Annotated in this window: 22 protein-coding genes and 1 riboswitch; of the genes, 3 read left to right on the top strand and 19 right to left on the bottom strand. The window is 64.4% G+C overall.

All coding sequences use genetic code 11. From position 1 onward, the window contains the following. Window positions 1-83 precede the first annotated feature (83 nt). From cobF to cbiE, 4 genes are read right to left on the bottom strand one after another with little or no spacing between them, the layout of a single operon-like run. Window positions 84-848: a precorrin-6A synthase (deacetylating) gene (gene cobF / locus B0H98_RS12720; RefSeq protein WP_106375439.1), complete on the bottom strand. Its 765-nt coding sequence runs from the start codon at window positions 846-848 to the stop codon at window positions 84-86. After that, a complete protein-coding gene (cobM, locus tag B0H98_RS12725; protein WP_106375440.1) occupies window positions 845-1,642 on the bottom strand; it encodes a precorrin-4 C(11)-methyltransferase in 798 nt (265 codons plus the stop codon). Before cobM ends, cobF begins: the two co-directional genes overlap by 4 nt. Continuing rightward, window positions 1,642-2,046, bottom strand: a complete 405-nt coding sequence (locus B0H98_RS12730; RefSeq protein WP_106375441.1) for a cobalamin biosynthesis protein — start codon at window positions 2,044-2,046, stop codon at window positions 1,642-1,644. The genes cobM and B0H98_RS12730 overlap by 1 nt, the downstream gene beginning before the upstream one ends. After that, complete coding sequence (cbiE, locus tag B0H98_RS12735) at window positions 2,043-3,251, bottom strand: precorrin-6y C5,15-methyltransferase (decarboxylating) subunit CbiE (RefSeq protein ID WP_106375442.1); 1,209 nt, start codon at window positions 3,249-3,251, stop codon at window positions 2,043-2,045. Before cbiE ends, B0H98_RS12730 begins: the two co-directional genes overlap by 4 nt. Here cbiE and B0H98_RS12740 point away from each other — a divergent pair. After that, window positions 3,250-3,990: a cobalt-precorrin-6A reductase gene (locus tag B0H98_RS12740; RefSeq protein WP_106375443.1), complete on the top strand. Its 741-nt coding sequence runs from the start codon at window positions 3,250-3,252 to the stop codon at window positions 3,988-3,990. The genes cbiE and B0H98_RS12740 overlap by 2 nt on opposite strands. On the opposite strand, the gene cobJ is transcribed toward B0H98_RS12740, so the two are convergent. The 9 genes from cobJ to B0H98_RS12785 are packed head-to-tail and all read right to left on the bottom strand — an operon-like array spanning window position 3,979 to window position 15,809. Beyond that, window positions 3,979-4,728, bottom strand: coding sequence for a precorrin-3B C(17)-methyltransferase (gene cobJ, locus B0H98_RS12745; RefSeq protein WP_106375444.1), 750 nt, complete (start codon window positions 4,726-4,728; stop codon window positions 3,979-3,981). The two genes, B0H98_RS12740 and cobJ, sit on opposite strands and share 12 nt — an antisense overlap. After that, window positions 4,725-5,450 carry a precorrin-2 C(20)-methyltransferase gene (gene cobI / locus B0H98_RS12750; RefSeq protein WP_106375445.1) on the bottom strand — a complete coding sequence of 242 codons (726 nt, stop codon included), beginning with the start codon at window positions 5,448-5,450 and terminating at the stop codon, window positions 4,725-4,727. The genes cobJ and cobI overlap by 4 nt, the downstream gene beginning before the upstream one ends. Continuing rightward, window positions 5,447-6,076, bottom strand: a complete 630-nt coding sequence (locus B0H98_RS12755) for a precorrin-8X methylmutase (RefSeq protein WP_106375446.1) — start codon at window positions 6,074-6,076, stop codon at window positions 5,447-5,449. Before B0H98_RS12755 ends, cobI begins: the two co-directional genes overlap by 4 nt. After that, window positions 6,060-7,217, bottom strand: a complete 1,158-nt coding sequence (locus B0H98_RS12760) for a cobalamin biosynthesis protein CobG (protein WP_106375447.1) — start codon at window positions 7,215-7,217, stop codon at window positions 6,060-6,062. Before B0H98_RS12760 ends, B0H98_RS12755 begins: the two co-directional genes overlap by 17 nt. Continuing rightward, window positions 7,214-11,029, bottom strand: a complete 3,816-nt coding sequence (gene cobN, locus B0H98_RS12765) for a cobaltochelatase subunit CobN (RefSeq protein WP_106375448.1) — start codon at window positions 11,027-11,029, stop codon at window positions 7,214-7,216. The genes B0H98_RS12760 and cobN overlap by 4 nt, the downstream gene beginning before the upstream one ends. Next, the gene (gene cobW, locus B0H98_RS12770; protein ID WP_106375449.1) at window positions 11,029-12,129 is read right to left on the bottom strand and encodes a cobalamin biosynthesis protein CobW; all 1,101 of its coding nucleotides are present in this window, start codon (window positions 12,127-12,129) and stop codon (window positions 11,029-11,031) included. The genes cobN and cobW overlap by 1 nt, the downstream gene beginning before the upstream one ends. Further along, complete coding sequence (locus B0H98_RS12775) at window positions 12,116-13,504, bottom strand: cobyrinic acid a,c-diamide synthase CobB (RefSeq protein ID WP_106375450.1); 1,389 nt, start codon at window positions 13,502-13,504, stop codon at window positions 12,116-12,118. Before B0H98_RS12775 ends, cobW begins: the two co-directional genes overlap by 14 nt. Beyond that, complete coding sequence (gene cobO / locus B0H98_RS12780; protein WP_106375451.1) at window positions 13,504-14,091, bottom strand: cob(I)yrinic acid a,c-diamide adenosyltransferase; 588 nt, start codon at window positions 14,089-14,091, stop codon at window positions 13,504-13,506. Before cobO ends, B0H98_RS12775 begins: the two co-directional genes overlap by 1 nt. Further along, complete coding sequence (locus B0H98_RS12785) at window positions 14,088-15,809, bottom strand: ATP-binding protein (RefSeq protein ID WP_106375452.1); 1,722 nt, start codon at window positions 15,807-15,809, stop codon at window positions 14,088-14,090. Before B0H98_RS12785 ends, cobO begins: the two co-directional genes overlap by 4 nt. A gap of 300 nt (window positions 15,810-16,109) precedes the next feature. Here B0H98_RS12785 and B0H98_RS12790 point away from each other — a divergent pair, with 300 nt between their 5' ends. Next, entirely contained in the window at window positions 16,110-17,156 is a 1,047-nt protein-coding gene (locus B0H98_RS12790) for a FecCD family ABC transporter permease (protein WP_106375453.1), read from the top strand. Continuing rightward, window positions 17,153-17,911, top strand: coding sequence for an ABC transporter ATP-binding protein (locus tag B0H98_RS12795; protein WP_106375454.1), 759 nt, complete (start codon window positions 17,153-17,155; stop codon window positions 17,909-17,911). The genes B0H98_RS12790 and B0H98_RS12795 overlap by 4 nt, the downstream gene beginning before the upstream one ends. A 13-nt stretch (window positions 17,912-17,924) precedes the next feature. Here the strand turns inward: B0H98_RS12795 and B0H98_RS12800 are convergent, their stop codons facing one another. From B0H98_RS12800 to B0H98_RS12825, 6 genes are all read right to left on the bottom strand, one after another. Beyond that, the gene (locus tag B0H98_RS12800; RefSeq protein WP_106375455.1) at window positions 17,925-18,689 is read right to left on the bottom strand and encodes an ABC transporter ATP-binding protein; all 765 of its coding nucleotides are present in this window, start codon (window positions 18,687-18,689) and stop codon (window positions 17,925-17,927) included. After that, a complete protein-coding gene (locus B0H98_RS12805; RefSeq protein WP_106375456.1) occupies window positions 18,689-19,669 on the bottom strand; it encodes a FecCD family ABC transporter permease in 981 nt (326 codons plus the stop codon). Before B0H98_RS12805 ends, B0H98_RS12800 begins: the two co-directional genes overlap by 1 nt. Beyond that, window positions 19,669-20,598 (bottom strand): cobalamin-binding protein, encoded by a 930-nt coding sequence (locus tag B0H98_RS12810; RefSeq protein ID WP_422822150.1) that lies wholly within the window; start codon window positions 20,596-20,598, stop codon window positions 19,669-19,671. The genes B0H98_RS12805 and B0H98_RS12810 overlap by 1 nt, the downstream gene beginning before the upstream one ends. Further along, window positions 20,588-22,390, bottom strand: coding sequence for a TonB-dependent receptor domain-containing protein (locus B0H98_RS12815; RefSeq protein WP_106375457.1), 1,803 nt, complete (start codon window positions 22,388-22,390; stop codon window positions 20,588-20,590). Before B0H98_RS12815 ends, B0H98_RS12810 begins: the two co-directional genes overlap by 11 nt. A 102-nt stretch (window positions 22,391-22,492) precedes the next feature. After that, window positions 22,493-22,699: riboswitch (cobalamin riboswitch) on the bottom strand. Window positions 22,700-22,943: 244 nt separating this feature from the next. Further along, complete coding sequence (locus B0H98_RS12820) at window positions 22,944-23,669, bottom strand: hypothetical protein (protein ID WP_106375458.1); 726 nt, start codon at window positions 23,667-23,669, stop codon at window positions 22,944-22,946. A gap of 90 nt (window positions 23,670-23,759) precedes the next feature. After that, window positions 23,760-23,948: integrase core domain-containing protein (locus B0H98_RS12825; protein ID WP_146130253.1), on the bottom strand; the 189-nt coding region annotated here is incomplete at its 5' end.

Below are 23,948 nucleotides of genomic sequence, written 5' to 3' on the forward strand. Positions count from 1 at the left end.
ATAATTCCTTTAAGTACGCATGAAGCCTATCAAATCTACAGATTTTTAGAAATATTCCATGATCAGCCGCACTCTACTCAGGTCTATAATAGCGGCTCGCGCGCCATCAAATAGCAATCCATTATCCAGCCGTAGGCTTCGCGAAGCATGGTGCGACGCTCGATGATTTGCGCGCTTACCTCATGCAGGCGCCCTTCTATCAGGCACTGCTTCTCCATGCCCAGATACGCCCCCCACCAGATGTAAACGCCCTCTTGCTTGATCGCGGTAAACGCCCCGCCGCTGTCGAGCATGACGGCTACCGTGGCGGCATCTTCAGGCCAGCCGCGTTCGCGCAGGCGGCGGCCGGTGGTGATGTGAACCGCCCCCGCCAGGGCATTGAGCGGTATGCGGTGCTCGGCGGTGAGCACCTGCAGGCTGGTAATGCCGGGGATGACGTTGACCTCAACCGCACGACCGCTGTCCGTCAGGCGCTTGGCGATGCGCAGGCTGCTGTCATAAAGCGAGGGGTCGCCCCATACCAGCATGCCGACGCGTCCGCCGTTTGGCAGATGCTTATCCATCAACTCCGCCCACACGCTGGCAATGGCGTCATGCCACTCGTCTACTGCGTTTAGGTACGGGCGTTCGCCGTCGCGGGTGGGTAAATCGAACTCGACGATGCGGGTACTGGCCGCTTTATCTAAAAGCTCTTCGCAGAGTACGCGGCGCAGGTCGAGAAGGTCCGATTTGGCCTCGCCCTTGCGCGGCAGCAGAATCACGTCGGCTTCGTTCAAGGCGCGCACCGCCGCGAGCGTTACGTGGTCGACGTTGCCGGTGCCAATGCCGATCAGCGAGAGCGTGATCATGCGCTGCCCTCTTCATCGCCACCGGCAAACGGCGAATCCGCCGATTGGGGCCGAAAGCGGCGATCATAACCTACCGCGTACAGGCTGCTTTCCTGGAAGTCGTCGGATTCGAGGACCGGCCCTACCAGAATCAGCGCCGTGCGCTGGAGCGTGTGGTCGATCAGGGATTCCACCGTGGACAGGCGAGCGCGCACCACGTGCTCGTCCGGCCAGCTGGCCCGCCACACGATGGCCACCGGGCACTCTTTACCGTAATGCGGCGTCAGGCTTTCCACCACCTGGGCCAGGTTGTGAATGGAGAGGTGAATGGCAAGCGTTGCCCCGGTGCGGGCGAAGTGGGCAAGCGTTTCCCCTTCCGGCATGGCGCTTGCCCGGCCCGGCGTGCGGGTCAGCACCACGGATTGCGCCACGCCGGGTAGCGTGAGCTCCTGGCCAAGCGTTGCGGCTGCGGCGGCAAATGAGGGCACGCCGGGGGTGACACTAAACGGAATATCCAGCGCCCGCAGGCGGCGCAGCTGCTCGCCCATGGCGGACCACACCGAGAGATCGCCGGAGTGCAGCCGGGCGATATCCTGGCCTTGCGCGTGGGCGGTCTTAATTTCCTGCATGATGTCATCGAGCGACAGCGGCGCGGTGTTGATGATGCACGCGCCTTTTGGGCAGTGCTCGAGAATTTCTTCGGGGACGAGCGACCCCGCGTACAGGCACACCGGGCAAGCGGCAATCAAATCGCGCCCTCTGAGCGTCAAAAGATCCGGCGCGCCGGGGCCTGCGCCAATAAAATGAACCGTCATCATCCAACTCCTTGCAACGCTTTAGTGGCCACCGCGGCCGTGGCCTTTCTATCGTCTGAAACTGTGCGCGGGCCCAAGAGCCGCGCCCCGTGGCCTGCGGCCAGCAGCGCCACGGCTTCGGCCACGCTGCCGGTGCCTTTTTCACGCAGGCTGTACGCGGAATGCGTCAGCGTGGTGGCGCCGGGGAGTGCTGCGTCCGCCACGCCTATTACCGGAATGTGGCGGGCGCTTCCCAGCGCTTGAACCAGGGGCAGCATGCTGTGCGCCGCCGCCAGCCGGTCGATGGGGCCGTGCTCGGCGATCAGCTGATCCAGCACCTGCTCAAGCGACGCCTGCGTTGCTTGCGGGCGAAAGCCGAACCCGGCGATGGTGTGCGCGGTGCTGACGTCTGTTTGGCTGGTCATCGAGCGCCGCGCCACTGCACGATCGGGTAGCTGGCTTTCCAGCCCCGGCGCGTGCCCATGGGGGCGGCGTGGGCCAGCTCCAGGCGCAGCAGTTCGCCGCCGGCCTGTTGCTGCCAGTGGGCCAACAGGGCTTCGGATTCCAGGGTAACCGCGTTGGCCACTACCCGTGTGCCGCTGGGCAACACTTGCCATAAGGCGTCCAACAGTTTTTGGGAAAGCCCGCCGCCGATAAACACCGCATCGGGCAGCGGCGCGTTCTCGAGTACCTCCGGGGCGCGGCCTTCGTTGACGTCCAGCCAATCGACGCCCAGATTGCGCGCATTGCGCCGCGCCCGAGCGGCGCGCTCGGCGTTTTGCTCGAAACCGGTGGCGTGGTTATCCGGGTGGGCCAGCAGCCACTCGATGGCAATGGAGCCAGAGCCCGTGCCGATATCCCACAGCCGCTCGCCGGCTCTGGGGGCCAGTGCGCAAAGCGTCAGGCTTCGCACGGCTTGCTTGGTGATCTGGCCGTCGTGCTCGAAAAAGGCATCTAAAAGGCCGGGCGTCAGGGGAAGCGCGGGGCCGTTACCGGCGACTTCAATGCCTACCGCTACCGGGTGGGCGATATCCTCGGGGAGCGCTTCATCCATGGCCAGCGTGCGGATGCGCTCCTCAGCGCCGCCCAGCGCTTCCAGCACGGTGAGCCGGGAATCCGCAAAGCCGAATGTTATAACCAGCGCGGCCAGTTCAGCCACGGCGGCGCCATCGCGCAGCAGCACCAGCAGGCGCCGGCCGCTTTGCAGGTAAGGACGAATGCGAGTGAGTGGTTTGGCGTGCAGGCCAAGGCAAGTGCAGCGCTCGAGCGGCCAGCCCAGCCGCGCCGCCGCCAGGCTGAAGGTCGAGGGCGACGGTACGGCGCTCCACTCAAACGCCTCCAAGTGGCGCGTGAGACTTGAGCCCGCGCCAAACCAGAACGGGTCGTTGGAGACCAGCATGACCACCCGGCGGCCGCGCTCGGCAAGAAGCGCGGGGATGCCATCAACAAACGGCACCGGCCACTCGCGTATCTGCGCGTTCAGCGGGGGCAGCAGGCGCAGGTGGCGGCGGGCGCCAAACACGATCTCGGCACTCTCCAACAGTTCGCGGCTTGCCGCTGTCAGGCCCGCTGTGCCACTCTCCCCCCACCCAAGCAATGTGAGCCAGCAAGCCTTGTCAACTAACGCCATGATAAATGTCCTGATTCTTGGGGGTACGAGTGAGGCCAGCGCCCTGGCTTGCGCCATAAGCAAGCGCGGTATTGCCGCCATCTTCAGCTATGCAGGCCGCGTCAAGGCGCCTAAAGCGCAGCCGCTGCCCACCCGCGTGGGCGGTTTTGGCGGCGCCGAGGGTTTGGCGGCTTTTATCACCCAGCAGCGCATTACCCATATTGTCGATGCGACCCACCCATTTGCCTCACAAATGAGCCTTAACGTGCTGGCCGCCGCCCGGCAAACCGGCGTACCGGCGATTGCCCTGACGCGCCCGGCATGGCGGCGTGGCGCTCATGATGACTGGCAGCACGTCGCGAGTATCGAAGCGGCGGCAAGCGCCCTGGAAGGCCCGCCCCAGCGCGTACTGCTCGCCATTGGCCGCATGCACCTGGCCGCGTTCACCGCCAGGCCCCAGCACCACTATGTGCTTCGCCTGGTGGATGCCCCCACCGCCCCGCAACCGCTTGCCCACTTCACCACCACCGTGGATAGAGGCCCCTTCACCCTGGAAGGCGATTTAGCCCTGCTCAAGCACCAGCGAATCGAGCGCATCGTGTGCAAGAACGCCGGCGGCGACGGCGCCCGCGCCAAGCTCGATGCCGCCCGCGCGCTGGGCGTGCCGGTCATCATGGTTGACCGCCCCCAGCTTCCCGCCCGGCTTGAAGTGCATGGCGTCGATGAGGTGCTGGCCTGGCTTGACGATTCACGACGCTGAGCGCGGGGTATACACCAGCGGCGCGCCACTGCGTTCGATCAACCGCGTTTGCCGGGAGCCAACGATCACCAGCGTGCGCATATCGGCCATGTCTGGCGTGGCCTCACCCAGCGTCGTCACGCGGATAGACTCGTTTGGGGTGGACACCGCCCGGGCGAAGATGATCACGCGCTCGGGCTCGCACGCTTCGCGCAGTACGTCCAGGGTGCGTTCAAACCCCACCGGGCGCGATTTGGAGCGCGGGTTGTAGAACGCCATGGCAAAGTCGGCCTCCGCCGCCAGGCGCAGGCGCTTTTCGATCAGCGCCCAGGGCTTCAGGTTGTCGGATAGATTGATGCAGCAGAAGTCATGCCCCAGCGGCGCGCCCGCGCGGGCGCTGGCGGCCAGCATCGCGGAAATCCCCGGCAGTACCTGAATATCAAGCGCCCGCCACGCGGCATCGCCCGCTTCCAATGCTTCGAATACGGCGCTTGCCATGGCAAACACGCCGGGGTCGCCGGAAGACACCACCACTACTCGGCGGCCCTCGTGCGCCATGCGCAGCGCGGCCTCGGCACGGCGAATCTCCTCGCGGTTGTCCGAGCCGTGGCGGGTCAGGCCCTCGCGCGGGGCGACGCGCTCGACGTAGGGCACGTAGCCCACCACGTCCGTGGCCTGGTCGAGCGCGGCCGTGACTTCCGGGGTAATCATCGATTCCGCCCCCGGCCCCAGCCCGACGATTTTGACCCAGCCGCTCATGGGCGCCTCCCGTGTCCGTGAATCAGCACGATAGAAAAGTACGGCACTTTGTCGCCGGCATCCTTCAGCGGCACCACGCGCTGGTTCTCCATGGCGGCGTACTCGATCAGCCAGGCGTCGGCCTCGCGCCCGGCACTTTTCAGCGCCCGGCGCAGCTTGTCCAGGTGGCGGCCGATCTTCATCACCACCAGCGCGTCGGTTTGGCGGATGCGCTCGACAAGTGTGTCTTCCGGCAGTGTCGCCATCGCCACGGTGAGCACGTCATCGCCCCAGGTAATGGGGGTCCCAGAAGCGGTCCACGCCGCGGACATGCCGGTAATCCCCGGCACCACGGAAACCGGCACGCGGTTGCGCAAGCGCGTATACAGATGCATGAACGAGCCATAGAAGAACGGGTCACCTTCGCACAGCACGACGACATCGCACCCGGCCTCGGTCATCTCGATCAACTGCGCCACGCTGTGTTCGTAAAACGTCGAGAGCAGTTGATTGTAGCGCGGGTCATCGAAGGGAATTTCCGTGGTGACCGGGTACTCCATGGGCATCTCGACCACGCCGGGCGCCAGCAGGCCCTCGACGATGCTGCGCGCGTGACCACGGCGGCCCTTCTTGCGGAAATAGGCGATATGCGTCGCACCACGGATCAGCCGGTCGGCGCGCACGCTCATCAGATCCTGGCTGCCGGGCCCGAGGCCCACCCCAAACACGCAACCCTTGCTCATTCGATACGATCCGCCAGGGCGTTGATGGCGGCCACCGTCACGGCACTGCCGCCCAGGCGCCCACGCACGATGCAGCTGGGAAGCTCGGGCGTGGCAAGCAGCGCCTCCTTGGACTCCGCCGCGCCTACAAAGCCCACCGGGCAGCCGATGATGGCCGCTGGGCGCGGGCAGTCCGGGTCTTCGAGCATGTTGAGCAGGTGAAACAGCGCCGTAGGCGCGTTGCCAATCGCCACCACCGCGCCTTCCAGGTGCGGGCGCCACAGTTCGAGCGCCGCCGCCGAGCGGGTGTTGGCCATCTCAAGGGCAAGCGCGGGGGTGCGCTCGTCATTGAGGGTACAGATAATCGCGTTATCCGCCGGCAGGCGCTTGCGGGTAATGCCTTCGGATACCATGCGCGCATCGCACAGAATCGGCGCGTCCGCCTCTAGAGCGGCGCGCGCCTTGTTGACCACGTCATATTGAAAATGGATATGCGCGGCCAGCTCGACAAGCCCCGCGGCGTGAATCATGCGCACGGCCACGGTCTCTTCCTCTGCAGAAAAGCGGGCAAGCTCGGCCTCGCGGCGGATGATCGCAAAGGACTCCCGGTAAATCGCCGGGCCGTGGGTTTCATAGGTGTAAGGCACCCAAACTCTCCAGATAAATGAAAACGTCAGACTCGCTCAGCCCGGTAGCCACCGGCGCGCTATCGGCGCGGCCGTCGATAATGACATCAAAACGCCCGTTGCGGCCGGTCAGGCAAATGGCCGCCGGTTGCCGCCGGGCGCAGCCCTTGGCGCAGCCGGAAATATGCACGCTGGCGGCGTCCACCTCCTTCAGCCGCTCGGCCAAGGAGTGGGTGGCGACACTCGCCTGCTGGCAAAAAGGCGCGCCGGGGCAGGCGTCCATCACCAGCCGCGGATCGTCATTCTGAACAATGACCTCGCCAAGTGCTGGCATGGCGGCGGCGCCCGGCTGCTTGATCAGCAGCCTGCGCCAGGGCGTTACCCGCAGGGCGCTCACCGCCTTCGAGGCGACCAGCGCGCGCAGCGTCTGGGCGCTTACTCGCCCAAACGGCAGGCCGGCCACCACGCCCCCCTCATGCTTGCCAATGGCCAGTTTCGCGCCGGGCGGGGCCGGGGGCGTATTCGCCACCGCCCAGGCGGGTAGCGGTGCGTGGTGCTTGGCTATACGCCCCACCGCCGCGCCGCCGCTTTGCATGAACCAGTGGGTCAGGCGAATCAAGAGCGCCACGGCGGCCTCGGCATCGGTCACCGCCGTGCCCAGCGTGTGGCCCTCCAGGCGCACCAGCAGGCCACCGTCTGCCGAGCGCTCGATGCGAAAATCCGCGGGGCTATCGCGCAGCACCGGCGCGGCGCCCGCGTCGATGGCGATACCTACCTTGGCGGGCATTTCGGCAAGTTCCGCGCCCCGTGCCTGCAACTGCCGGGCGATGGTGTGGGTGGCGTCCCCCGCTTGCCACGCCGGGGCCAGCATCAGTTGGGGCTGGCGTTCGGCCTCACTGCTGTCGCTCACCAGCTGATGCTCGATGAGAAACGCCATCAGCGGTGGCCAGCTGGCCTCGGTCACGCCGCGCAGCTGAATATTGGCCCGGCGGGTCAGTTCGAGCAAACCGCTGCCGAAGCGCTCGGCGGCCTCACACAGCGCCAGTGCCTGTATGCGGGTCAGCTCGCCCAGCGGCGGGCGCACGCGCACAAGCCAGCCGTCACCGGTGGCCATTGGCCGCCAGGCGCCGGGGCACCAGCCCTTTACTTGCGGCTCGCTCATGGGCCGCCCCGCTCTCGGGCTTCGTCCATTTCCAGCAGCAGGTCTTCAAGGGCGGCGCCGTGTTCGCCGGGCGCCTGCCACATGCCGCGCTGGGCGGCTTCCAGCAGGCGCTCGGCCATCTCTTCAAGGGCTGCCGGGTTGTGGTCGCGCAAAAACTGCTGGTTGGCGGGGTCGAGCACCAAGGCGTCGCTGACCTGGGCGTACTGGTAGTCGGCCACCAGGTCGGTGGTCGCGTCATAGGCAAACAGGTAATCCACCGTGGCGGCCATTTCAAACGCGCCTTTATAGCCGTGTTCGCGCATGGCGTTGATCCACTTGGGGTTGAGCACCCGCGAGCGGATCACCCGGGCAAGCTCTTCTTGCAGCGTGCGAATCCTGGGTACCGCCGGGTTGGCGTGGTCCGCGTGGTAGATCACCGGCGCCTGACCGGCAAGCGCCCGGCTGGCATTGGCCATGCCGCCCTGAAAGGCGTAGTAGCTGTTGGAATCGAGGATATCGTGCTCGCGGTTATCCTGGTTCTGCATTACGGCGTCCAGCCCCTGAAGCTGCTGCTCGAAGGCGCCTCGCGCGGCGGTGCCGGAATCCGCAAACTGGCCGTAGGCGTAGGCCCCGGCGCCCAGGTAGGCCTCGGCCAGGTCATCGGCATTTTCCCAGCTGCGGTTCTCGATCAGCCGGTTAAGGCCCGCGCCGTACTCGCCGGGCTTGCTGCCGAAAATGCGATAGCGGGCTTCTTGCGCCGCCTGCTCGGCGCTCAGGCCTTCGTCTTGCAGCGTTTTCTGGCGCGCCATCACCGCCTGGCGGATGGTATTGCTGTCGCCGGGCTCTTCAAAGCTCGCCACCGCCTGCACGGCGGCATCGAACAGGCGGATCACATTGGGGAACGCATCGCGGAAGAAGCCGGACACCCGCAGCGTCACATCCACCCGCGGGCGGTTCAGCAGCATCGAAGGAATCACGTCGAAATCGATCACCCGCTGGGAGCCCAGCGACCACTTGGGCCTCACGCCCATCAGCGCAAAGGCCTGGGCGATGTCGTCGCCGCCGGTGCGCATGGTGGCGGTGCCCCAGATGGAGAGCCCCAGCCGGCGCGGGTAGTCGCCGTTATCCTGCAGGTAGCGCTCGACGAACGCCTGGGCGGACTTTTCGCCCAAGCGCCAGGCGGCGGGCGATGGAATCGAGCGGTTGTCCACGCTGAAGAAGTTGCGCCCGGTGGGCAGCGTGTCCAGCCGCCCGCGGCTGGGGGCGCCGCTGGGGCCGGCGGGTACGAAAAGCCCGTCAAGGCCATCGAGCAGGGACTGAATTTCCAGCGACACGCCGCGCTGCATGGTCGCCCACAGCGTGCGGGCAAAGCGCAGCTGCTCCGCCGTGGCGGGGAAATGGGGGGTAAGCGCTTCAAGGGGGCGGTCCCCCAGCACGTACTCATTGACCCAGTGCTCGGCCAGAAGCTCCAGGCGCTCGCGGGTGTCCGCGCCGGTGCGCCAGGGGGCATCCAGCTGCTCGGCGAGAATAGCGGGCCTGGCGCCCTGCCACGGCTCGCTGCCAGCGGCCAGCGGGTCGATATCGAGGGCCAGGTCGCGGGCCAGATTGTGTAGCAGGCCGCGGCTTGCCACGCCCTCGCCTCTTGGCAGGCGCAGCAGCGCCACCAGTGTGCCCGCGCGTTTTTCACGCGGCGGCGGCGTGCCCAGAATGTGCAGGCCGTGGCGGATCTGGGCTTCCTTGATATCGCACAGGAAGGTATCCAGGGCGTTGAGTATCTCGGCCTCGCACTCACCGTTCACCGCATGGGCGAGTTCCCGGTCGATGCCGGTGTCGCGCAGGTGCGCAAGAATCTGGCTGCGAATCAGCGCCTCGCGCCGCGGGTCCATATCCAGCGCCTGGTAGTACTCGTCACACAGCGCCTCCAACTCGGCCATGGGGCCGTACAGTTCGGCGCGGGCCAGCGGCGGCATCAGGTGGTCGATGATCACCGCCTGGCTTCTGCGCTTGGCTTGTGCCCCTTCGCCGGGGTCGTTGACGATGAACGGATAGAAGTGCGGCAGCGGCCCCAGCGCAATATCCGGCCAGCACTCGGCGCTGAGCGCAGTGCTCTTGCCCGGCAGCCACTCGAGGTTGCCGTGCTTGCCCACGTGAATCACCGCGTCTACCCGGTAGTGTTCGCGCAGCCACAGGTAGAACGCCAGATAGCTGTGCGGCGGCGCCAGCTCCATATCGTGGTAGGACTGGGTCAGGTCCTCGATAAAGTCGCGCTCGGGCTGAATGCCTACAAAGGTGTCCCCAAGGCGGATACCCGAGATCATCAGCCGCCCCTGGCGGCACTTGGGGTCGTCTTGCGGCGCGCCCCAGCGCGTCCAGATGGTGTTCTTGAGCGTAGCGGGCAGGGTTTGAAACCAGGCCAGATACTCCTCAACACTGATGCTTTGCCAGCAGGCGCGCTGATCGAGGCTGCCGTGGTCGTTGGTGACCGCGCCTTGCAACCGGCGGATCAGCTCGTCGCCGTCCGCGGGCAGCTCGTCCACCGGGTAGCCGGCACCCTGCAGGGCGCTCAGGATATTCAGCGTCGAGGCGGGCGTATCCAGCCCTACCCCGTTGCCGATGCGCCCGTCGCGGTTGGGGTAGTTGGCCATGACCAGGGCGATGCGTTTTTGCGCGTTGGGCGTTTCACGCAGCCAGCAGTAGCGCCGGCCAAGCTTTGCAACGAACGCCGCACGCTCCGGGTGCAGCGCGTGGTGAGTAATCGAGAGCTGGCAGCGCTCGTTAAAAAAGGCCTCGGCCTTGAAGCCCACGGCCCGGGTGATCACCCGCCCGTCCATTTCCGGCAGCACGATCTGCATCGCCACATCGCGGCTGTGCAGCCCGGCGGCCATGCCCTGCCAGTCCTCCACCGTGCTGCTGGCCAGCATCGCCTGAAGCACCACGGGCCGGCCGATGAACAGGCTGTGCATTTCATCGCCCAGTCCATCGGTTTCATCGGCGTTGCGGTTCACCGAAAAGCTGGTGGTGTTGATGATCAGCGAGGCGCCGGTCTGCTCGATGAGATGATTGGCAAACTCGATGCACGGCCCCTCTTTCAGTGAGGCCACGGCCACCGCCAGCGGCGCCAGCCCTTCGGCCTCAAGTGCGGCCAGCATGCCGTCGATCACGCCGGTGTTGGCGCCCTGCAAATGGCTGCGGTAGAACAGCAGCAGGCACACCGGCCGGTTGCCTTCATACTGCTTGCGCCACTCGCTGAGGCTGGCCGCCGGGCGGGTTGGGCCGTCCTCTTGAGGCGCGTAAATCACTGCCGCCGGAATCACCTTGGGCTCCTGCCAGGCAAACGCACGGCTTAGGCAGTGGCTGGCAATAAAGCGCAAAAGCCCTTCGGCGTTATCTACGCCGCCTTCACGCAGGTAGCGCCACACGCGGTAGGCGTCATCGAAGCCGATGCTCGAGTCTTCCAGCAGCGCGTCATCCGGCGCGTCGCAGCCCGGCACCAGAATCAGCTGGCGCTCCGGCTTCGCCGCCGCCCAGGCCAGCAGGCGCTCATGACCATACTGCCAGTAGCCCTTGCCACCTAACAGCGACACCACCACCAACCGGGCCTTTTCCAGCACCCGATCTTCGTAGAGATCATACGCCGCCGGCTTGATCAGGTTCATCCAGTTGGCCAGGCGCACCGAGGGGTACGCCTCCCCCAACCGCTCGGCGGCCTGAGCCAGCGCCGAAAGATTGCTGTCGGCGGCGGAGAGAATGACGATCTCGGCGGGGCTTTGTTGAAGATCGACGATGCCTTCATCGTCGACAAAGCCTCCGGGCTTGGCGGCAAATAGATGCATTAAGGTGTCGCCGCAGTCTCGGCAGCAGCCAGCGCCTCGTGCAGCTCGGTGCTATCAAGCCCGCGGCCGATAAATACCAGCTGGGTCTGGCGCGGCTCGTCCTCGCGCCATAGCCGGTCGAAGTAGCCCTCAAGACGCTCACCCACCGCCTGAATCACCCGGCGCATGGGCTTGCCGGGGATAGCGGCAAAGCCCTTGGCGCGGTAGATCTCGTGGCTTTTCAGCAGCGCCTGCAGGTTGCTTTCAAGGGCGGTGGCGTCTACTTCGCCCAGGGTAATCACGCAGGAATCGAAGTGGTCGTGGGCGTGGTCGTGGTGCGCGCCTTCGGCGTGGTGCTTGTCGTGATGATTGGTAATCTTGTCGATATGCGCTTCACTGGCGGCGCCAATGCCCATCAGGGCTTCCAGCTGGGCCGTATCAGTGGCCTGGGTCTGGTCGATAAACAGCGTCTTGACCGAGGCCGGTACCCGCGCCTGCACCAGCGCTTCCACCCGGGCCTTTTCATCGACACTCAGCAGATCGGTTTTGGTCACCAGGACTAAATCCGCCGCGCTTAACTGATCATCAAGAAGCTCTTGCAGGCTGGGGTCATGGTCCAGGCTGTCATCCGCCAGACGCTGGGCGGCGACCTTGGCTTCGTCGCTGGCAAAGCGCCCGGCGGCCACGGCGGGGCCGTCGATCACGGTAATGATGGCATCCACGGTGCAGTGCTGGCGGACGTCCGGCCAGTTGAACGCCTGCACCAAGGGTTTTGGCAGCGCCAGGCCGCTGGTCTCGATCAGGATATGGTCGATATCGCCACGCCGCTCGACGAGCTTTTTCATCACCGGCAGAAATTCCTCTTCCACGGTGCAGCAGATACAGCCGTTGGCGAGTTCATAGATGCCGTCGTCCCCTTCGAGCGCCTGGCCTTCACCGGGCTCACAGTCGAGGGCGCAGCTGCGCAGCAGGCTGGAGTCGATATCCTGCTCGCCGAATTCGTTGACGATCACGGCGATCCGTTTGCCGGTGATCTGGCGCAGGATATTGGCAAGCAGCGTGGTCTTGCCGCTACCCAGAAAGCCGGTCACAACCGTGGCGGGAATTTTATTTAACTGCATGAAAGGATTCCTCAATATGGGAGCTTGCGGCCGTGGCCTGCGCTGAATCGTTGCCGGGAGCGTGGCTGAAAAGACGCACCACTGCGGCTGGGTTATTCGGGAAAAACAGGTGCAAGTAGGTCGCGGTCAGGCGCCCGGCACGGTAGATCGGCTCGCCAGGTGCGGGGTGGCGCTGACGGCGCCCGTAAGCGATGGGTTCAGGTGTTTGACCGGCCATTGAACGATGGTGGGCATGGCCGCGAATGGGCCCTTCGGGCAGCTCGGCGGTCTGCATACCCTGGCAGCCTCGGCGCCCGCGCATGGCGCCGTGCCCCGGCAGTAAACCGAGCATGGGGTGAGTATTCTCCGCATAGTCGGTGAGCGTTTCCAGGCTATACAGCATGCCACCACACTCGGCGAGAATGGGGTTGCCCGCGCGAAAGAAGCCTCTAATGGCATCGCGCATGGCGGTGTTCGCCGCCAGCGCCTGCGCGTGAAGCTCCGGGTAGCCGCCGGGCAGCCACAGCGCATCGCATTCGGGCAGGTCGGCATCGGCAAGCGGTGAGAAAAAGCGCACGCGCGCGCCCATCTGCGCCAGTACATCCAGGTTGGCCTGATAGATAAAGCTGAACGCCGCATCGCGGGCCACGCCTATCGTATGCCCGGTCAGCGCCTGCGGCACCGCGGGAAGCGCCTCGGCCGGCGCACTGAAACTGACCGGCGAAAGCGTGGCCAGCGCGTCCAGCAGCCCCGCGGCTTCCAGCGCCTGCGCCGCAGCTTCAAAACGAACTTCCAGCTCAAAACGAATCTCTTCGGCCTGCACCAGCCCCAGGTGGCGCTCGGGAAGTGTCAATTCAGGGTCACGGGGTACGGCGGCCAAGAACGGTAGGGTGTCAAGCAGCGCGCCTTCAATCAGCTCCCGGTGGCGCTGGGAGCCGCAATTGTTGGCAATCAGCCCGGCAACATGGATATCGTCACGAAAGCCAGCAAGCCCCGTTACCAGCGCGGCGGCGGTTTGGGCCATGCCTTTGACATCCATCACGATGGCCATGGGAATGCCAAACAGCGCGGCCAGATCGGCGCTGGATGGCTCGCCGTCGTGAAGGCCCATGGCGCCTTCCACCAGAATCAAGTCGGCCTCGATAGCAGCTTCATAAAAGCGCTGGCGGCAGTAGGCTTCACCTGCCATCCATAAGTCGAGCTGATCCACCGGCTGGCCGGAGGCCTGGGCGAGAATCTGCGGGTCGAGATAATCCGGGCCGGTCTTGAACACCCGCACCACCTTGCCCTGATTGCGCAGCAGCCGCGCAAGCCCGGCGGTTAGCGTGGTTTTGCCCTGGCCTGAGGCGGGGGCCGAAATAAACAGCGCGGGGCAGCTGGCAGAAGGTTGGCTCATCAGTATTCGATCCCCGCTTGCGCCTTGACGCCGCCGCGAAACGCGTGGCGCTCGTCTTGCACGATGCTGATGGTGTCGGCGATCTCCTGAAGCGGTGTAGCCATGGTGCGTCCGGTGATGATCACGTTCTGGTGCGCCGGGCGGCGCTGTAACGCCTCGACCACAGGGGCGGTATCCAGGTAGCCGTACTTGAACATGTAGCTCATTTCATCGAGCACGATCAGCCCGTACTCCGGGTTCTCGAGTAACCCCTTGGCCACGGCCCAGGCGGCCTCTGCGGCCTCGATATCCCGCTCGCGGTCCTGGGTTTCCCAGGTGAAGCCGTGGCCCATGATGTGCCAGTCGAGCCTTGGATGGTCGCGAAAGAACAGGTACTCGCCGGTCTCGCGGCGGCCCTTGATGAACTGAATGACGGCGCAGCGCTGGCCGTGGCCCAGGGAGCGCGCCATGGTGCCGAAGGCGGAGCTGCTTTTGCCCTTGCCGTTGCCCTTCAGGAGAATCAGCACGCCGCGCTCCTGCGTCGCCTGGCTGATGCGCTCATCGACCACGTCTTTCTTGCGCTGCATGCGGCGTTGATGGTCCGTCATGAAAACTCCTTGATTGGCAGTGTGCAGTAGCGTGCGTCAAGCTCCCGGGCAAGCCTTGCCCCCTGGCCGCGCTTGACTCTGGCGCCTTCGGTATCCAGCACCAGGCAGTCGCCTGGCGGCGCCAGACCCACAAGGGACTCCCGGGTGCGGCCATCGGTAATCAGGTAGGTATGAATGGCAAGGCCCGGCTCGCGGCGCTGCCACTGGCGCACCAGCTGGCCTGCCTGAACGATCATGGCGCGCAGCGGCGTGCCGCCCCCGCCCTCCGCCGAATCGAGCCGGGCCGCCAGACTCTTGGGCGCACGCTGGCGGGGCAGCAACGAGGTGATGGTGTCGTTGCCGAAGCCAAACACCGCCATCTGCTCACGCCCCAGATACGCTTGGCGAGCAAGTGACTCGACCCAGCCCTTGGCACGGCCCAGCAGGCGCTGGCCCAACGTCGAGCCGGACGTATCCAGCAGCACCAGATGTACCTTCGGCTGCCCGGCCCGCGCCGGGCGGTAGCGGAGTGTTTGCCAGGGCCAGGCGCCGCGGTTGGCGGCAAGCGTGGCAAAGGTATCCAGGCGCGGCGCGGGAGGCAGCGTGCGTGTGTGCGCCCCGTGCCCCAACTGGTGGCCCTTGCGGGCGCCGCCTTCGGCAGCGCCGCGCTTGCTACCCGGCAGCATTGGAGCTTCAGGTAGGGCCGCCGCTTCCGTCTGCCGGGTTTGATTAACGGGAGGCATCGCGCCCCACTGCCCCGCCTCGCCCGGCTGCCCCGCGCCGCTGCCTGCTTGAGCCTTGCTGCCAGTGGGCGGCGAGCCGCCGCCGCTCTGTTCAGAGGGCGGAGCAGGTGGCGGATTGTTTGAGGCGCGCGGCGTCTCTTCCCGGGTGCGCCGGTGCGAAAGCACCCAGGGGGCGACGGTGTCGATATCAGTTTGATCGATGGCTTCCTGGCCCTGCCAGGCGGCGTGGGCCTGGGCGGCGCGGTGCCAGGTCACGTCAGCGCGCAGGCCCTCGACGCCCGCCGACTCGCAGCGCCTGGCGATCTGCTCGTATACCCAGTCCGGGGCGCTTACCGCGTCGAGCCGCTGCCGGGCGCGTTCGATGCGCTGGGTCAGCGAGCGCTGCTCGGCGTCAAAATCCGCCGCGTAGCCTGCGGGGTCACGGTCGAACGCTTCGCGCTGGCGCACGATGGCGATGCGCTCTTCCACGCTGATAGAGGCCGGCTGCTCCAGGCAGAGGCCGAAGCGGTCCAGCAGTTGCGGGCGCAGCTCGCCTTCATCCGGGTTCATGGTACCGATCAGGCCAAAACGCGCCGGGTGAGAGTGGCTCAGGCCGTCGCGCTCGACGATATTGACGCCGCTGGCGGCCACATCGAGCAGCAGATCCACCAGGGTGTCGGGCAGCAGGTTGACCTCATCGACGTAGAGCACGCCGTTGTGCGCCTTGGCCAGAAGCCCTTCGTGAAAGGCGGCCTCGCGCTCGGTAAGCACTTTCTGAATATCCAGGCTGCCGGTCAGGCGCTCCTCACTTGCCCCGAGCGGCAGCGTGACAAACGGCGACGGGCCAAGGCTCGTGGCCGGCAGGATGGCGGCCAGCGCCCGAGCCAGGGTGGATTTGGCGCTGCCCCGCGGGCCGCTGATCAATACCCCGCCGATGCGCGGGTTGACGGCGTTGAGCAGCAGCGCCGTCTTGAGCGCGTGCTGGCCGACCACGGCGGCAAAAGGGAACTCTGACACGTAAACTCCTACCGCGATGACGAAGCGGCGTTGGCAGCGGTGAAAACAGTGGATCGGGCAGGAGTTAAACACCTGCGGGCGGCGTAACGCACCTGAAAATCATTCATAACCGACAAGAAGATAACGATGGAGCCAAGCGCTTGAAAAGTATTTACAATAACCGGTTAGTATAAGGAAAGCGCAAGGCTCAGGCCAGCCTGTTACCGGGCAGCCGCCCACACCCGAGGCGTCTAGTGCGTTATCCTTGCGCCTTCGGCCGCCCGCCGAGTTTACACCCATCGGTATCTGGAAGTGACTCCCATGACATTCATCCGCCTACGCCTGAACGGGTGCTGGCTGGCCCCTTTAATGCTGCTGGCCGCCTTGTTGGCGGGCACCGCCATCGGCGAAACGTCGATTCCCGTGGATACGATCCTCAAGGTGCTGGCCAACAAGCTGTGGGGTGCTGAGTACGCGGTTGACCGTATCGATGCCGGCATCATCTGGAACTACCGCTTGAGCCGCGCCGTGGTGGCGGCCTGCTGCGGCACCAGCCTGGCGCTGGCGGGCGTCGTGCTCCAGGCCTTGCTGCGCAATCCGCTGGCTGACCCTTATCTGATGGGCATTTCAGCGGGGGCTTCTACCGGCGCGGTGGCGGTCATGGTGGCGGGCCTGGGCGCCGGTGCGCTGACGCTTTCCGCCGGAGCCTTTGCCGGTGCCGGGCTGGCGTTTGGCCTGGTGGTGCTTCTGGCCCACGCGGCCAGCAGCGGCACCGGCGGCGGGCGCGGCACCCAGGCCGCCGGGGCGATCATTCTGGCGGGCATTGCAGGCTCTCAGCTGTTCAACGCGCTGACCGCCTTTATCATCGCCAAATCCGCCAACGCCGAGCAGGCCCGCGGCATCCTGTTCTGGCTGCTGGGCAATCTTTCCGGCGTGCGCTGGACGGATGCGGCGCTGGCGCTGCCTGCAGCGCTCGGCGGCCTGCTCATCTGCCTGTGGCATCGGCGGGCGCTGGATGCATTTACCTTCGGCACCGACAGCGCTGCCTCCATGGGCATTGCCGTGCGCCCCATCCGCGCCTTGCTGATCATTGCCATGGCGCTGGTCACCGCGGTCATGGTCTCCATGGTCGGGGCCATTGGTTTTGTGGGGCTGGTGATTCCGCATGCCATGCGCTTTATCGTCGGTAGTCAGCATGTCCGGCTGGTGCCCGCTTCGGCGCTGGCGGGCGCGCTGTTTCTGATTGGCGCGGACATTCTTTCGCGGGTGATCGTGCCGGGCCAGGTACTGCCCATCGGGGTAATTACCTCGTTGATCGGCGCGCCGGCGTTTGCGCTGATTCTGGTCAGGGGTAGAAGAGCTACATGAACCTGAGCGCTGAAAATCTGGGCTGGCGGGTTCACGGCCATACCCTGCTCGAGAATGTCTCCCTTGAAGTAGCGCCCGGCCAGACCTTCGGGCTGATTGGGCCCAACGGTTCGGGAAAGACCACTTTGCTGCGCCTGCTGGCGGGCCTGAGCAAACCCAAGGCCGGCCGCGTGCTGCTGGACGGCAAGTCTCTCGCCAGGATGCGCCAGCGCCATATCGCCCAATCCATCGCGTTGGTGGAACAGCAGGCCGAAACCACTGACCGCATTCAGGTGCGCCAGGTGGTGGCGCTGGGCCGCACGCCGTTTCTCTCGGCGCTTCGTTCCTGGACTGAAGAGGACGATGCTATCGTGGATCAGGCGCTAGTGGACGTGGACATGGCGAACATGACAGGCAGGCTCTGGCATACGCTTTCCGGCGGCGAGCGTCAGCGTGTGCACATCGCTCGGGCGCTGGCGCAGCAGCCGAAAATCCTGCTGCTGGACGAGCCCACCAACCACCTGGATATCCGCCACCAGCTGTCGATTCTCGAGCTGGTGAGGCAGTTGCCCATCACGGTGATCATTACCCTGCACGATCTTAACCAGGCCATGGCCTGCGACCGGCTGGGCATCATGGATGGCGGGCAGCTGGTCGCCGCCGGCAAGCCCCAGGCCGTGCTTACGTCAGAGCGCTTGCAGCAGACGTTCGGCGTGCAGGCCGAGCTTTTGACCACCGCCAATGGCGAGCGGCTGATGCGGTTTTATCACGCCTAAGCCTCTCGCATCGCTAACCCCTGGGCATGAACACCCGGTTACCGTCGATATCTCCCATCGCCAGGCGCTGCTGAAACAGCGGCTCCAGAATCTCCGTGATCAACAGCGCATCGCGCTCGCCCACGCGCGCCTCGCCGTTCGGGTAAAGCAGCAGCACGTGATCACACCAGCGCGCCGCCAGATTGAGATCGTGCAGGCACATCACCACGCTTTTACCCTTCCCGGCCTGCTCGGCCATCAGCGCCATCACGGCACTCTGGTGATGAAGATCCAGATGGTTGGTGGGCTCATCGGCAAGCCAGATGGCGGGGTCCTGAGTCAGCAGCGTGGCGAGCGCTACCCGCTGGCGCTCGCCGCCGGAAAGCGTACTCATCAGACGATCGCGCAGGTGGGCAATATCCAGGCACTCAAGCGCATGCTGCGCACGGGTATAGTCGGCGCGGCCCTCCTGCTGCCAGGCCGAAAGAAACGGGTGGCGGCCAATCAACGCGGTTTCCAGCACCGTCGCGGGAAAGCTCTCCATACGCTCCTGAAATACCAGCCCAAGGCGCTGGGCTACCTGGCGGCGGCCAAGGCTTGCAAGCGGCGTGTCATCCAGCGTCACGCTGCCCGAGCGCGGCGCGCGCAGCCCGGCCAGGGTATGCAGCAGCGTTGTCTTGCCGGCGCCGTTGGGGCCAAGCACGCCCCATACCTGGCCGGGCGTGATGGTGAGATCGAGCGGCTGCGCGGGCCGGTTGGGCACGTCTATCACCAGCTGATGGGCGGCAAGTAATCCCATCAGCGGCTCCGGTGCAGCAGGAATAAAAACGTCGGCACGCCCAGCAGCGCCGTAATCACGCCGACCGGCAGCTGCTCCGGGGCAATCACGGTGCGCGCCAGGGTATCGGCCAGTACCAGCAGCGTGCCACCGGCCAGCGCGCAGGCGGGTAACAGCCGGCGCTGGTCGTTGCCCACGATCAGGCGCAGCATGTGCGGTATGACCAGGCCCACAAACCCGATACTGCCGGCGGTCGTCACGGCGGCAGCGGTCAGCAGGCTCGCAAGGATGTAAATGCCCCACTCCAGAGGCCGTACGTTCACGCCAAGCGCCGCGGCTGGTAACGCACCGCGGGCCAGCACGTTCAGGCTTCGCCCCAGCGGCACCAGCACCGCGCAGACCCCCATCAGCAGCAACAGCGGCGGCCACGGCGCCCGGGCGTAGGCCAGATCGCCCATCAGCCAGTAAAGCATGCCCGGCAGGCGCTCCGCCGGGCTGAGCGCAAGCATCAGGGTAATCACCGCGCCCCAGCCAGAAGCCACCACCACGCCGGTCAGCAGAAGCCGCGCCGGGGTCCAGCCGCCGCGCCCATGGGCCAGGCCAAATACCAGCAGGGTCGAGAACAGCGCCCCGGCAAAGGCGGCGCTGGAGATCAGCAGTGCCCCCAGGCCCGCCAGCATGGCCGCCAGCGCGCCAATCGATGCACCGCCGGAAAGCCCCAGCACGTAGGGATCCGCCAGTGGATTGCGCAGCAGTACCTGCATCAATGCCCCGGCCACCGCCAGCAGCCCGCCTACGGCAAAGGCGCTCAGCGCGCGCGGCAGGCGCAGCTCCCAGACCAGCGTGCTGGCCAATAGTCCGCCCTGGCCCCGGGCAGCCGCCCAAAGCTCGCTCAGTGAAAGCGGCGCGCTGCCCAGGCTGAGCGCCAGCAGCAGCGCCCCCAGTGCGGCAAGCGCAAGCATCCCTAAAGGCAGGCTTGAGTGACCGCGCAGACGCCGCATTACAAGGCCCCGCGCTGCCGTCGTACGCTTTGCAGCTGGTCGCAGAGAATCTTGGCGCCCTGCACCAGCCTTGGCGTGGGCCGCTGAATCAGAGAGGGCGGCACAAAGAAGAGGTGCTGGTTGGCAACGGCGGCCAGGTGCGGGTACTGCTCCCAGTGGGTCAGCCAACGGCGGTTCTCCTCCCCCATCCCGCCGGCCACGATAGCCTCCGGGTTGGCGGCCAGCACTACCTCGTCATCCAGACGCGGTACCAGCCGGGGCTGCTCGCCTACCACGTTGGTGCCACCACACAGCTGAATCACCTGCCCGATCAGGTGCTGGTCGTTCACGCTCATCAACGGTTCATTCCACACCTGGTAGAACGTGCTTACCGGCTGGCGACCGGCAAACTGGGTTTCCAGCATGCCCATCTGCTGGCGAAAGGTATCCGCCACGCGCTGCCCGGCCTGCTCGGTGCCGGCCAACCGGGCTAGCCGCTCGATCGCGCTTGCCACACCCTCGATGCTACGCGGCTCGATGTAGAATACCGCCACCCCCAGTGTTTCCAGGGTTTCCAACTGCTCGGCCGGATTGCCGGTCACCCAGCCAACGGCCAGATCCGGCGCAAGGCTTACCAGCGCTTCAAGATCAATGCGCGTATGGCTGCCCACCGATGGCACCTCCTTGGCTTCGGGTGGGTAATCACTGTAGGAAACCACCGCCACGACCTGATCGCCAGCGCCGGCGGCATAGGTAAGCTCGGTGGCACCCGGTGAAAGCGTGGCAATGCGCCGGGCGGGATTGTGCAGGCACACTTCCCGGTCACGATCATCGACAACGCAGCGCCCGTGGTGATGCGCCTGCGCCGCACCGGCCCCCAGGCCCTGCGTTAGACAAAGGGCCAGGCCCAGTGCAACGCCCAGCGTCAGCCGACGTGTACTACTGGCCAAAATGCACGCTCAGAAAACCCGCCCGTCCGGCATTGAGATAATCAGCGCCATCAAACGAGCGCGTGGTGATGTAATCCTGATCCAATACGTTCTCCAGTGTAAGGCGCGCGCTCCAGAGCGGCGCAAACTGCCAGCCCCCGCGCAGGTTGATAATCCCATAGCCACCCATCCGGCTCTGATTTTGCGCATCCCGGTAACGGTGGTTTTGCGCTGCCCACGAGCCGCCCAGCGACCACTCGGCCAGCTCGCGATCCAGGTCCAGGCGCAGGCTTTGCGTCGCCCGGTTCTGCAGGCGATTGCCGGTCAGGCGGTTTTCCGGATCGGTATAGGTGAGTGCCAAGGCTAACGTCCACTGCTCAATTTCCATACCGCCAGCAAGCTCGGCGCCGCGAATGCGCGAGGTGGGCACGTTGAACTGCTCGCCCTGCCCGGCAATCAGGTTGTCGATATCGGTCTGGTAGAGCGCGGCGTCCCAGAACCAGTGCGCGTACTGGCCGCGCACGCCCGCCTCCAGGGTATCGGAGGTTTCCGGCTCGAGATCCGGGTTGCCGAAGTCCGGATAAAACAGCTGATTGTAAGTGGGCGCGTTGAAAGCCGTGCCGTAACTGGCGCGCAGGGTATGGTGAGCATCGACATCGAACCCTACCGCCACACTTCCGGTGAGTTCATCGCCGTAGCGTGCGTTGCTGTCAAAGCGTGCGCTTGCCTGCAGGGTAAACGGAGCAAAATCGAACAGCGCCTGGGTGAACACCGCCCTGTTGTCGCGGCTGGTTTCATTATAGTCGACGGTGCTTTCAACCTTGTCTTCGCTGTACTCGGCGCCGGCGATGAATTCATGCACACCGGCGGTGAAGGTGTTCTCCCACCGCGCGGTGCGAATCTGCGTATCGAAGGTGGAGTCGCCGAAGGTGTCGACATTGTCGCTTTCATCACGCGCCTCGGAGAGTGTCACCCGCGAGCGCCAGTGATCGACCACGGGTATTTCAGCGTAAACGCCCGCCACCTGCTGAACGAAGTCGTTCTCGCCATCATCGTACTCATTGTTGCCCCGGGCGCGCAGGGCCAGCACGCCAAGCTCGGCGCCGCTATTGAAGGTGTGCGATACCCGGGCCAGCGCCGTGGTGTTGTCAAACCCCTTGTCGTCGCCGCCCTGGCGCACGGGCTCACCGTCGGTATTGAAGTGGCTGGCGGCAAAGCTGTAGCGGGTGCCGCCCTCGGCCCCGCTGATACCAGCGCTGGTCCGGGCCGTGTTGAACGAGCCGCCACCGAAGGAGAAGCGCGGCGCGGGGCCGTCGTCATCCGCCTGATGAGTAAACAGCTGAATTACACCGCCAATGGCGTCAGCACCGTACAGGCTGCCCCGCGGGCCGCGCAGGATTTCGGCGCGTTCGAACATGCGCGGGTCGAGCGTCGACCAGGCCGCGCCACCGCTGGTCGCGGAGCGCAAGCGGATACCATCGATCAGGAGTACGTTCTGACCGCTGCCGGTACCGCGCACATAGACGCTGCTGTTTTTACCAAAGCTGCCGTTGGTGCTGACATCTACCCCCGGCTGGCCACGCAGCAGGTCGGTCATGCTTACCGGGTCCTGGCGGCGCAGCGCGGCTTCATCCAGCACGGTGATGGAGGACAGGCTCTGCGCAGCGGTGCGCGGGGCGAGCGCTGCCGTCACCACGACCGGATCAAGCGCCTGCGACGTTGACGAACGGGGTTCGACCGCCTGGGCATGAGCCGCCACGGGCAGTGCAGCCAGGCTGGCAAGCAGCGAGGCGGCATAAAAATGCTTGGACATGAAAGGTGGTCCCTTGCACGCTGTGCCAACCCGCACAGCGAGATTTTTTATCACCTGACGCAGAGGAACACATAAAAGTGTTTGCGCCCGGCCTGTTTGGCTCGATGCCGTTTCTTTCAGGCCGGTCTCCGGGCTGACAAGCGAAGCGCACCACACTTCCAAGCACTCACCTTCCCATGCGTTCATGCAGCACAGTGGTAACGAGGGCTCTTGACTTGATCACCGTTGCGGGGGCAGCGTTGGATTGAACACCAACTTCCCGTTTCACCAGCGGCCTTGGCCGCCGACACCTGAAAGAGCGCGTAAACTAGCAACTTGGCGTGACGCGGTCAATTTAACGTGTGCATGGAAAGTACTGGAATCACGCCTCTTAAAGCGCTTTTCAGGAGTTTAAAGGTTAAATGGATGCACATCTCTCTTTCATCCGTCACAGCAGCACATCAAAGGCATGAACCCGAATCAGGCTGCGTGTAGTTTCTAAAGGGGAACGAAGGGTAGACCTTTTGACTGGCCACGGGTAACGCCGGGTAAAGCTCACATATACACTCCGCCGTCACAGATGAAACTTTTCTTCTACAATCTCGATATCTGGAAGGTTGCTTGTCAAAAAACCCAACACTTTATCGCGCTCACCTTTCTTGCAATAAATCTCCCTGATACCCTCCGGTATCATTTCGTCCATTTCAGGGTGATACCAAGGCACATTCAAACCAATGATATCTCGTCCCGGATAAAGGTAAACTTTATCAGCTTTACGCCAATCGTAGTCGTGGTGTTGCATACCATGCAGTTCTTGATAACCTTTTGATGTCCCCATCATCCAGGCTGCAAAGCCCATTAGCAGCGGCCCCAGGCTGGTAATGAGCAGTGACGGATCCATAAGTATCAGCACTAGAACAATTGGCATCGAGATAATAGCCAACCATTTTAAAAATGGTTTCAAAGCCTCCATCTGGGGTTTCCAGGAACATTCCTCTGCATGCTGGCCTGTAAACCGGTAGACTAGTATTGAGGTCTGATGTGTCATACTCATAGCAATTAAAATAAGTAAAAAGTACATCCCAAACCCTAGTAATAGAGAGAAAAGTAAGGTTTCAGCCATAAGGGATGAAATATAGGCTAACCCTATATAAAAAACCATTAGCACAGATAATAATATATTTGCCACAAATGTATTATAATTACGCGCTCTAACCTGCCAGCTTACGACGGCAGGCTCATCCGTATATTTCCATGGTATCTGAGAGATATAGTCCTGTTTAGGTTGTACAAACCACATATCAATATCCTTACTCTTCTAAATTCATGGGCACCGTGATTTCAAAGCGCGCGGGCAGGCTGATGCCGTGGCCCCGACGTCACCCCATCTTCAGTAGCAGCCGGGTTTAGAGTCAGAAGTTACTTTATCGTGTTTTAACACCAGTTGCTCGGCATAGGCTGAAGGTGTCAGTCCGCCAAGACTCTTCTTCGGTCTTTCTTCGTTGTACTCCCGGCGCCATGCTTCGATGACAACCTTGGCGTGATGAAGGCTGGTGAACCAATGCTCATTCAGACATTC

The organism is Vreelandella songnenensis (assembly GCF_003002925.1).
GTDB lineage: Bacteria > Pseudomonadota > Gammaproteobacteria > Pseudomonadales > Halomonadaceae > Vreelandella > Vreelandella songnenensis.

Excerpts from the sequence above, each read along its gene's own strand:
- B0H98_RS12820 (WP_106375458.1), bottom strand. The coding sequence starts at position 23,669 with ATGTGGTTTGTACAACCTAAACAGGACTATATCTCTCAGATACCATGG.
- cobM (WP_106375440.1), bottom strand. The coding sequence starts at position 1,642 with ATGACGGTTCATTTTATTGGCGCAGGCCCCGGCGCGCCGGATCTTTTG.
- B0H98_RS12805 (WP_106375456.1), bottom strand. The coding sequence starts at position 19,669 with ATGCGGCGTCTGCGCGGTCACTCAAGCCTGCCTTTAGGGATGCTTGCG.
- B0H98_RS12800 (WP_106375455.1), bottom strand. The coding sequence starts at position 18,689 with ATGGGATTACTTGCCGCCCATCAGCTGGTGATAGACGTGCCCAACCGG.
- cobJ (WP_106375444.1), bottom strand. The coding sequence starts at position 4,728 with ATGAGCGGCTGGGTCAAAATCGTCGGGCTGGGGCCGGGGGCGGAATCG.
- cbiE (WP_106375442.1), bottom strand. The coding sequence starts at position 3,251 with ATGGCGTTAGTTGACAAGGCTTGCTGGCTCACATTGCTTGGGTGGGGG.
- cobF (WP_106375439.1), bottom strand. The coding sequence starts at position 848 with ATGATCACGCTCTCGCTGATCGGCATTGGCACCGGCAACGTCGACCAC.
- B0H98_RS12795 (WP_106375454.1), top strand. The coding sequence starts at position 17,153 with ATGAACCTGAGCGCTGAAAATCTGGGCTGGCGGGTTCACGGCCATACC.
- B0H98_RS12760 (WP_106375447.1), bottom strand. The coding sequence starts at position 7,217 with ATGAGCGAGCCGCAAGTAAAGGGCTGGTGCCCCGGCGCCTGGCGGCCA.
- B0H98_RS12790 (WP_106375453.1), top strand. The coding sequence starts at position 16,110 with ATGACATTCATCCGCCTACGCCTGAACGGGTGCTGGCTGGCCCCTTTA.
- B0H98_RS12815 (WP_106375457.1), bottom strand. The coding sequence starts at position 22,390 with ATGTCCAAGCATTTTTATGCCGCCTCGCTGCTTGCCAGCCTGGCTGCA.
- cobI (WP_106375445.1), bottom strand. The coding sequence starts at position 5,450 with ATGAGCAAGGGTTGCGTGTTTGGGGTGGGCCTCGGGCCCGGCAGCCAG.
- cobO (WP_106375451.1), bottom strand. The coding sequence starts at position 14,091 with ATGACGGACCATCAACGCCGCATGCAGCGCAAGAAAGACGTGGTCGAT.
- B0H98_RS12775 (WP_106375450.1), bottom strand. The coding sequence starts at position 13,504 with ATGAGCCAACCTTCTGCCAGCTGCCCCGCGCTGTTTATTTCGGCCCCC.
- B0H98_RS12730 (WP_106375441.1), bottom strand. The coding sequence starts at position 2,046 with ATGACCAGCCAAACAGACGTCAGCACCGCGCACACCATCGCCGGGTTC.
- cobN (WP_106375448.1), bottom strand. The coding sequence starts at position 11,029 with ATGCATCTATTTGCCGCCAAGCCCGGAGGCTTTGTCGACGATGAAGGC.
- B0H98_RS12740 (WP_106375443.1), top strand. The coding sequence starts at position 3,250 with ATGATAAATGTCCTGATTCTTGGGGGTACGAGTGAGGCCAGCGCCCTG.
- cobW (WP_106375449.1), bottom strand. The coding sequence starts at position 12,129 with ATGCAGTTAAATAAAATTCCCGCCACGGTTGTGACCGGCTTTCTGGGT.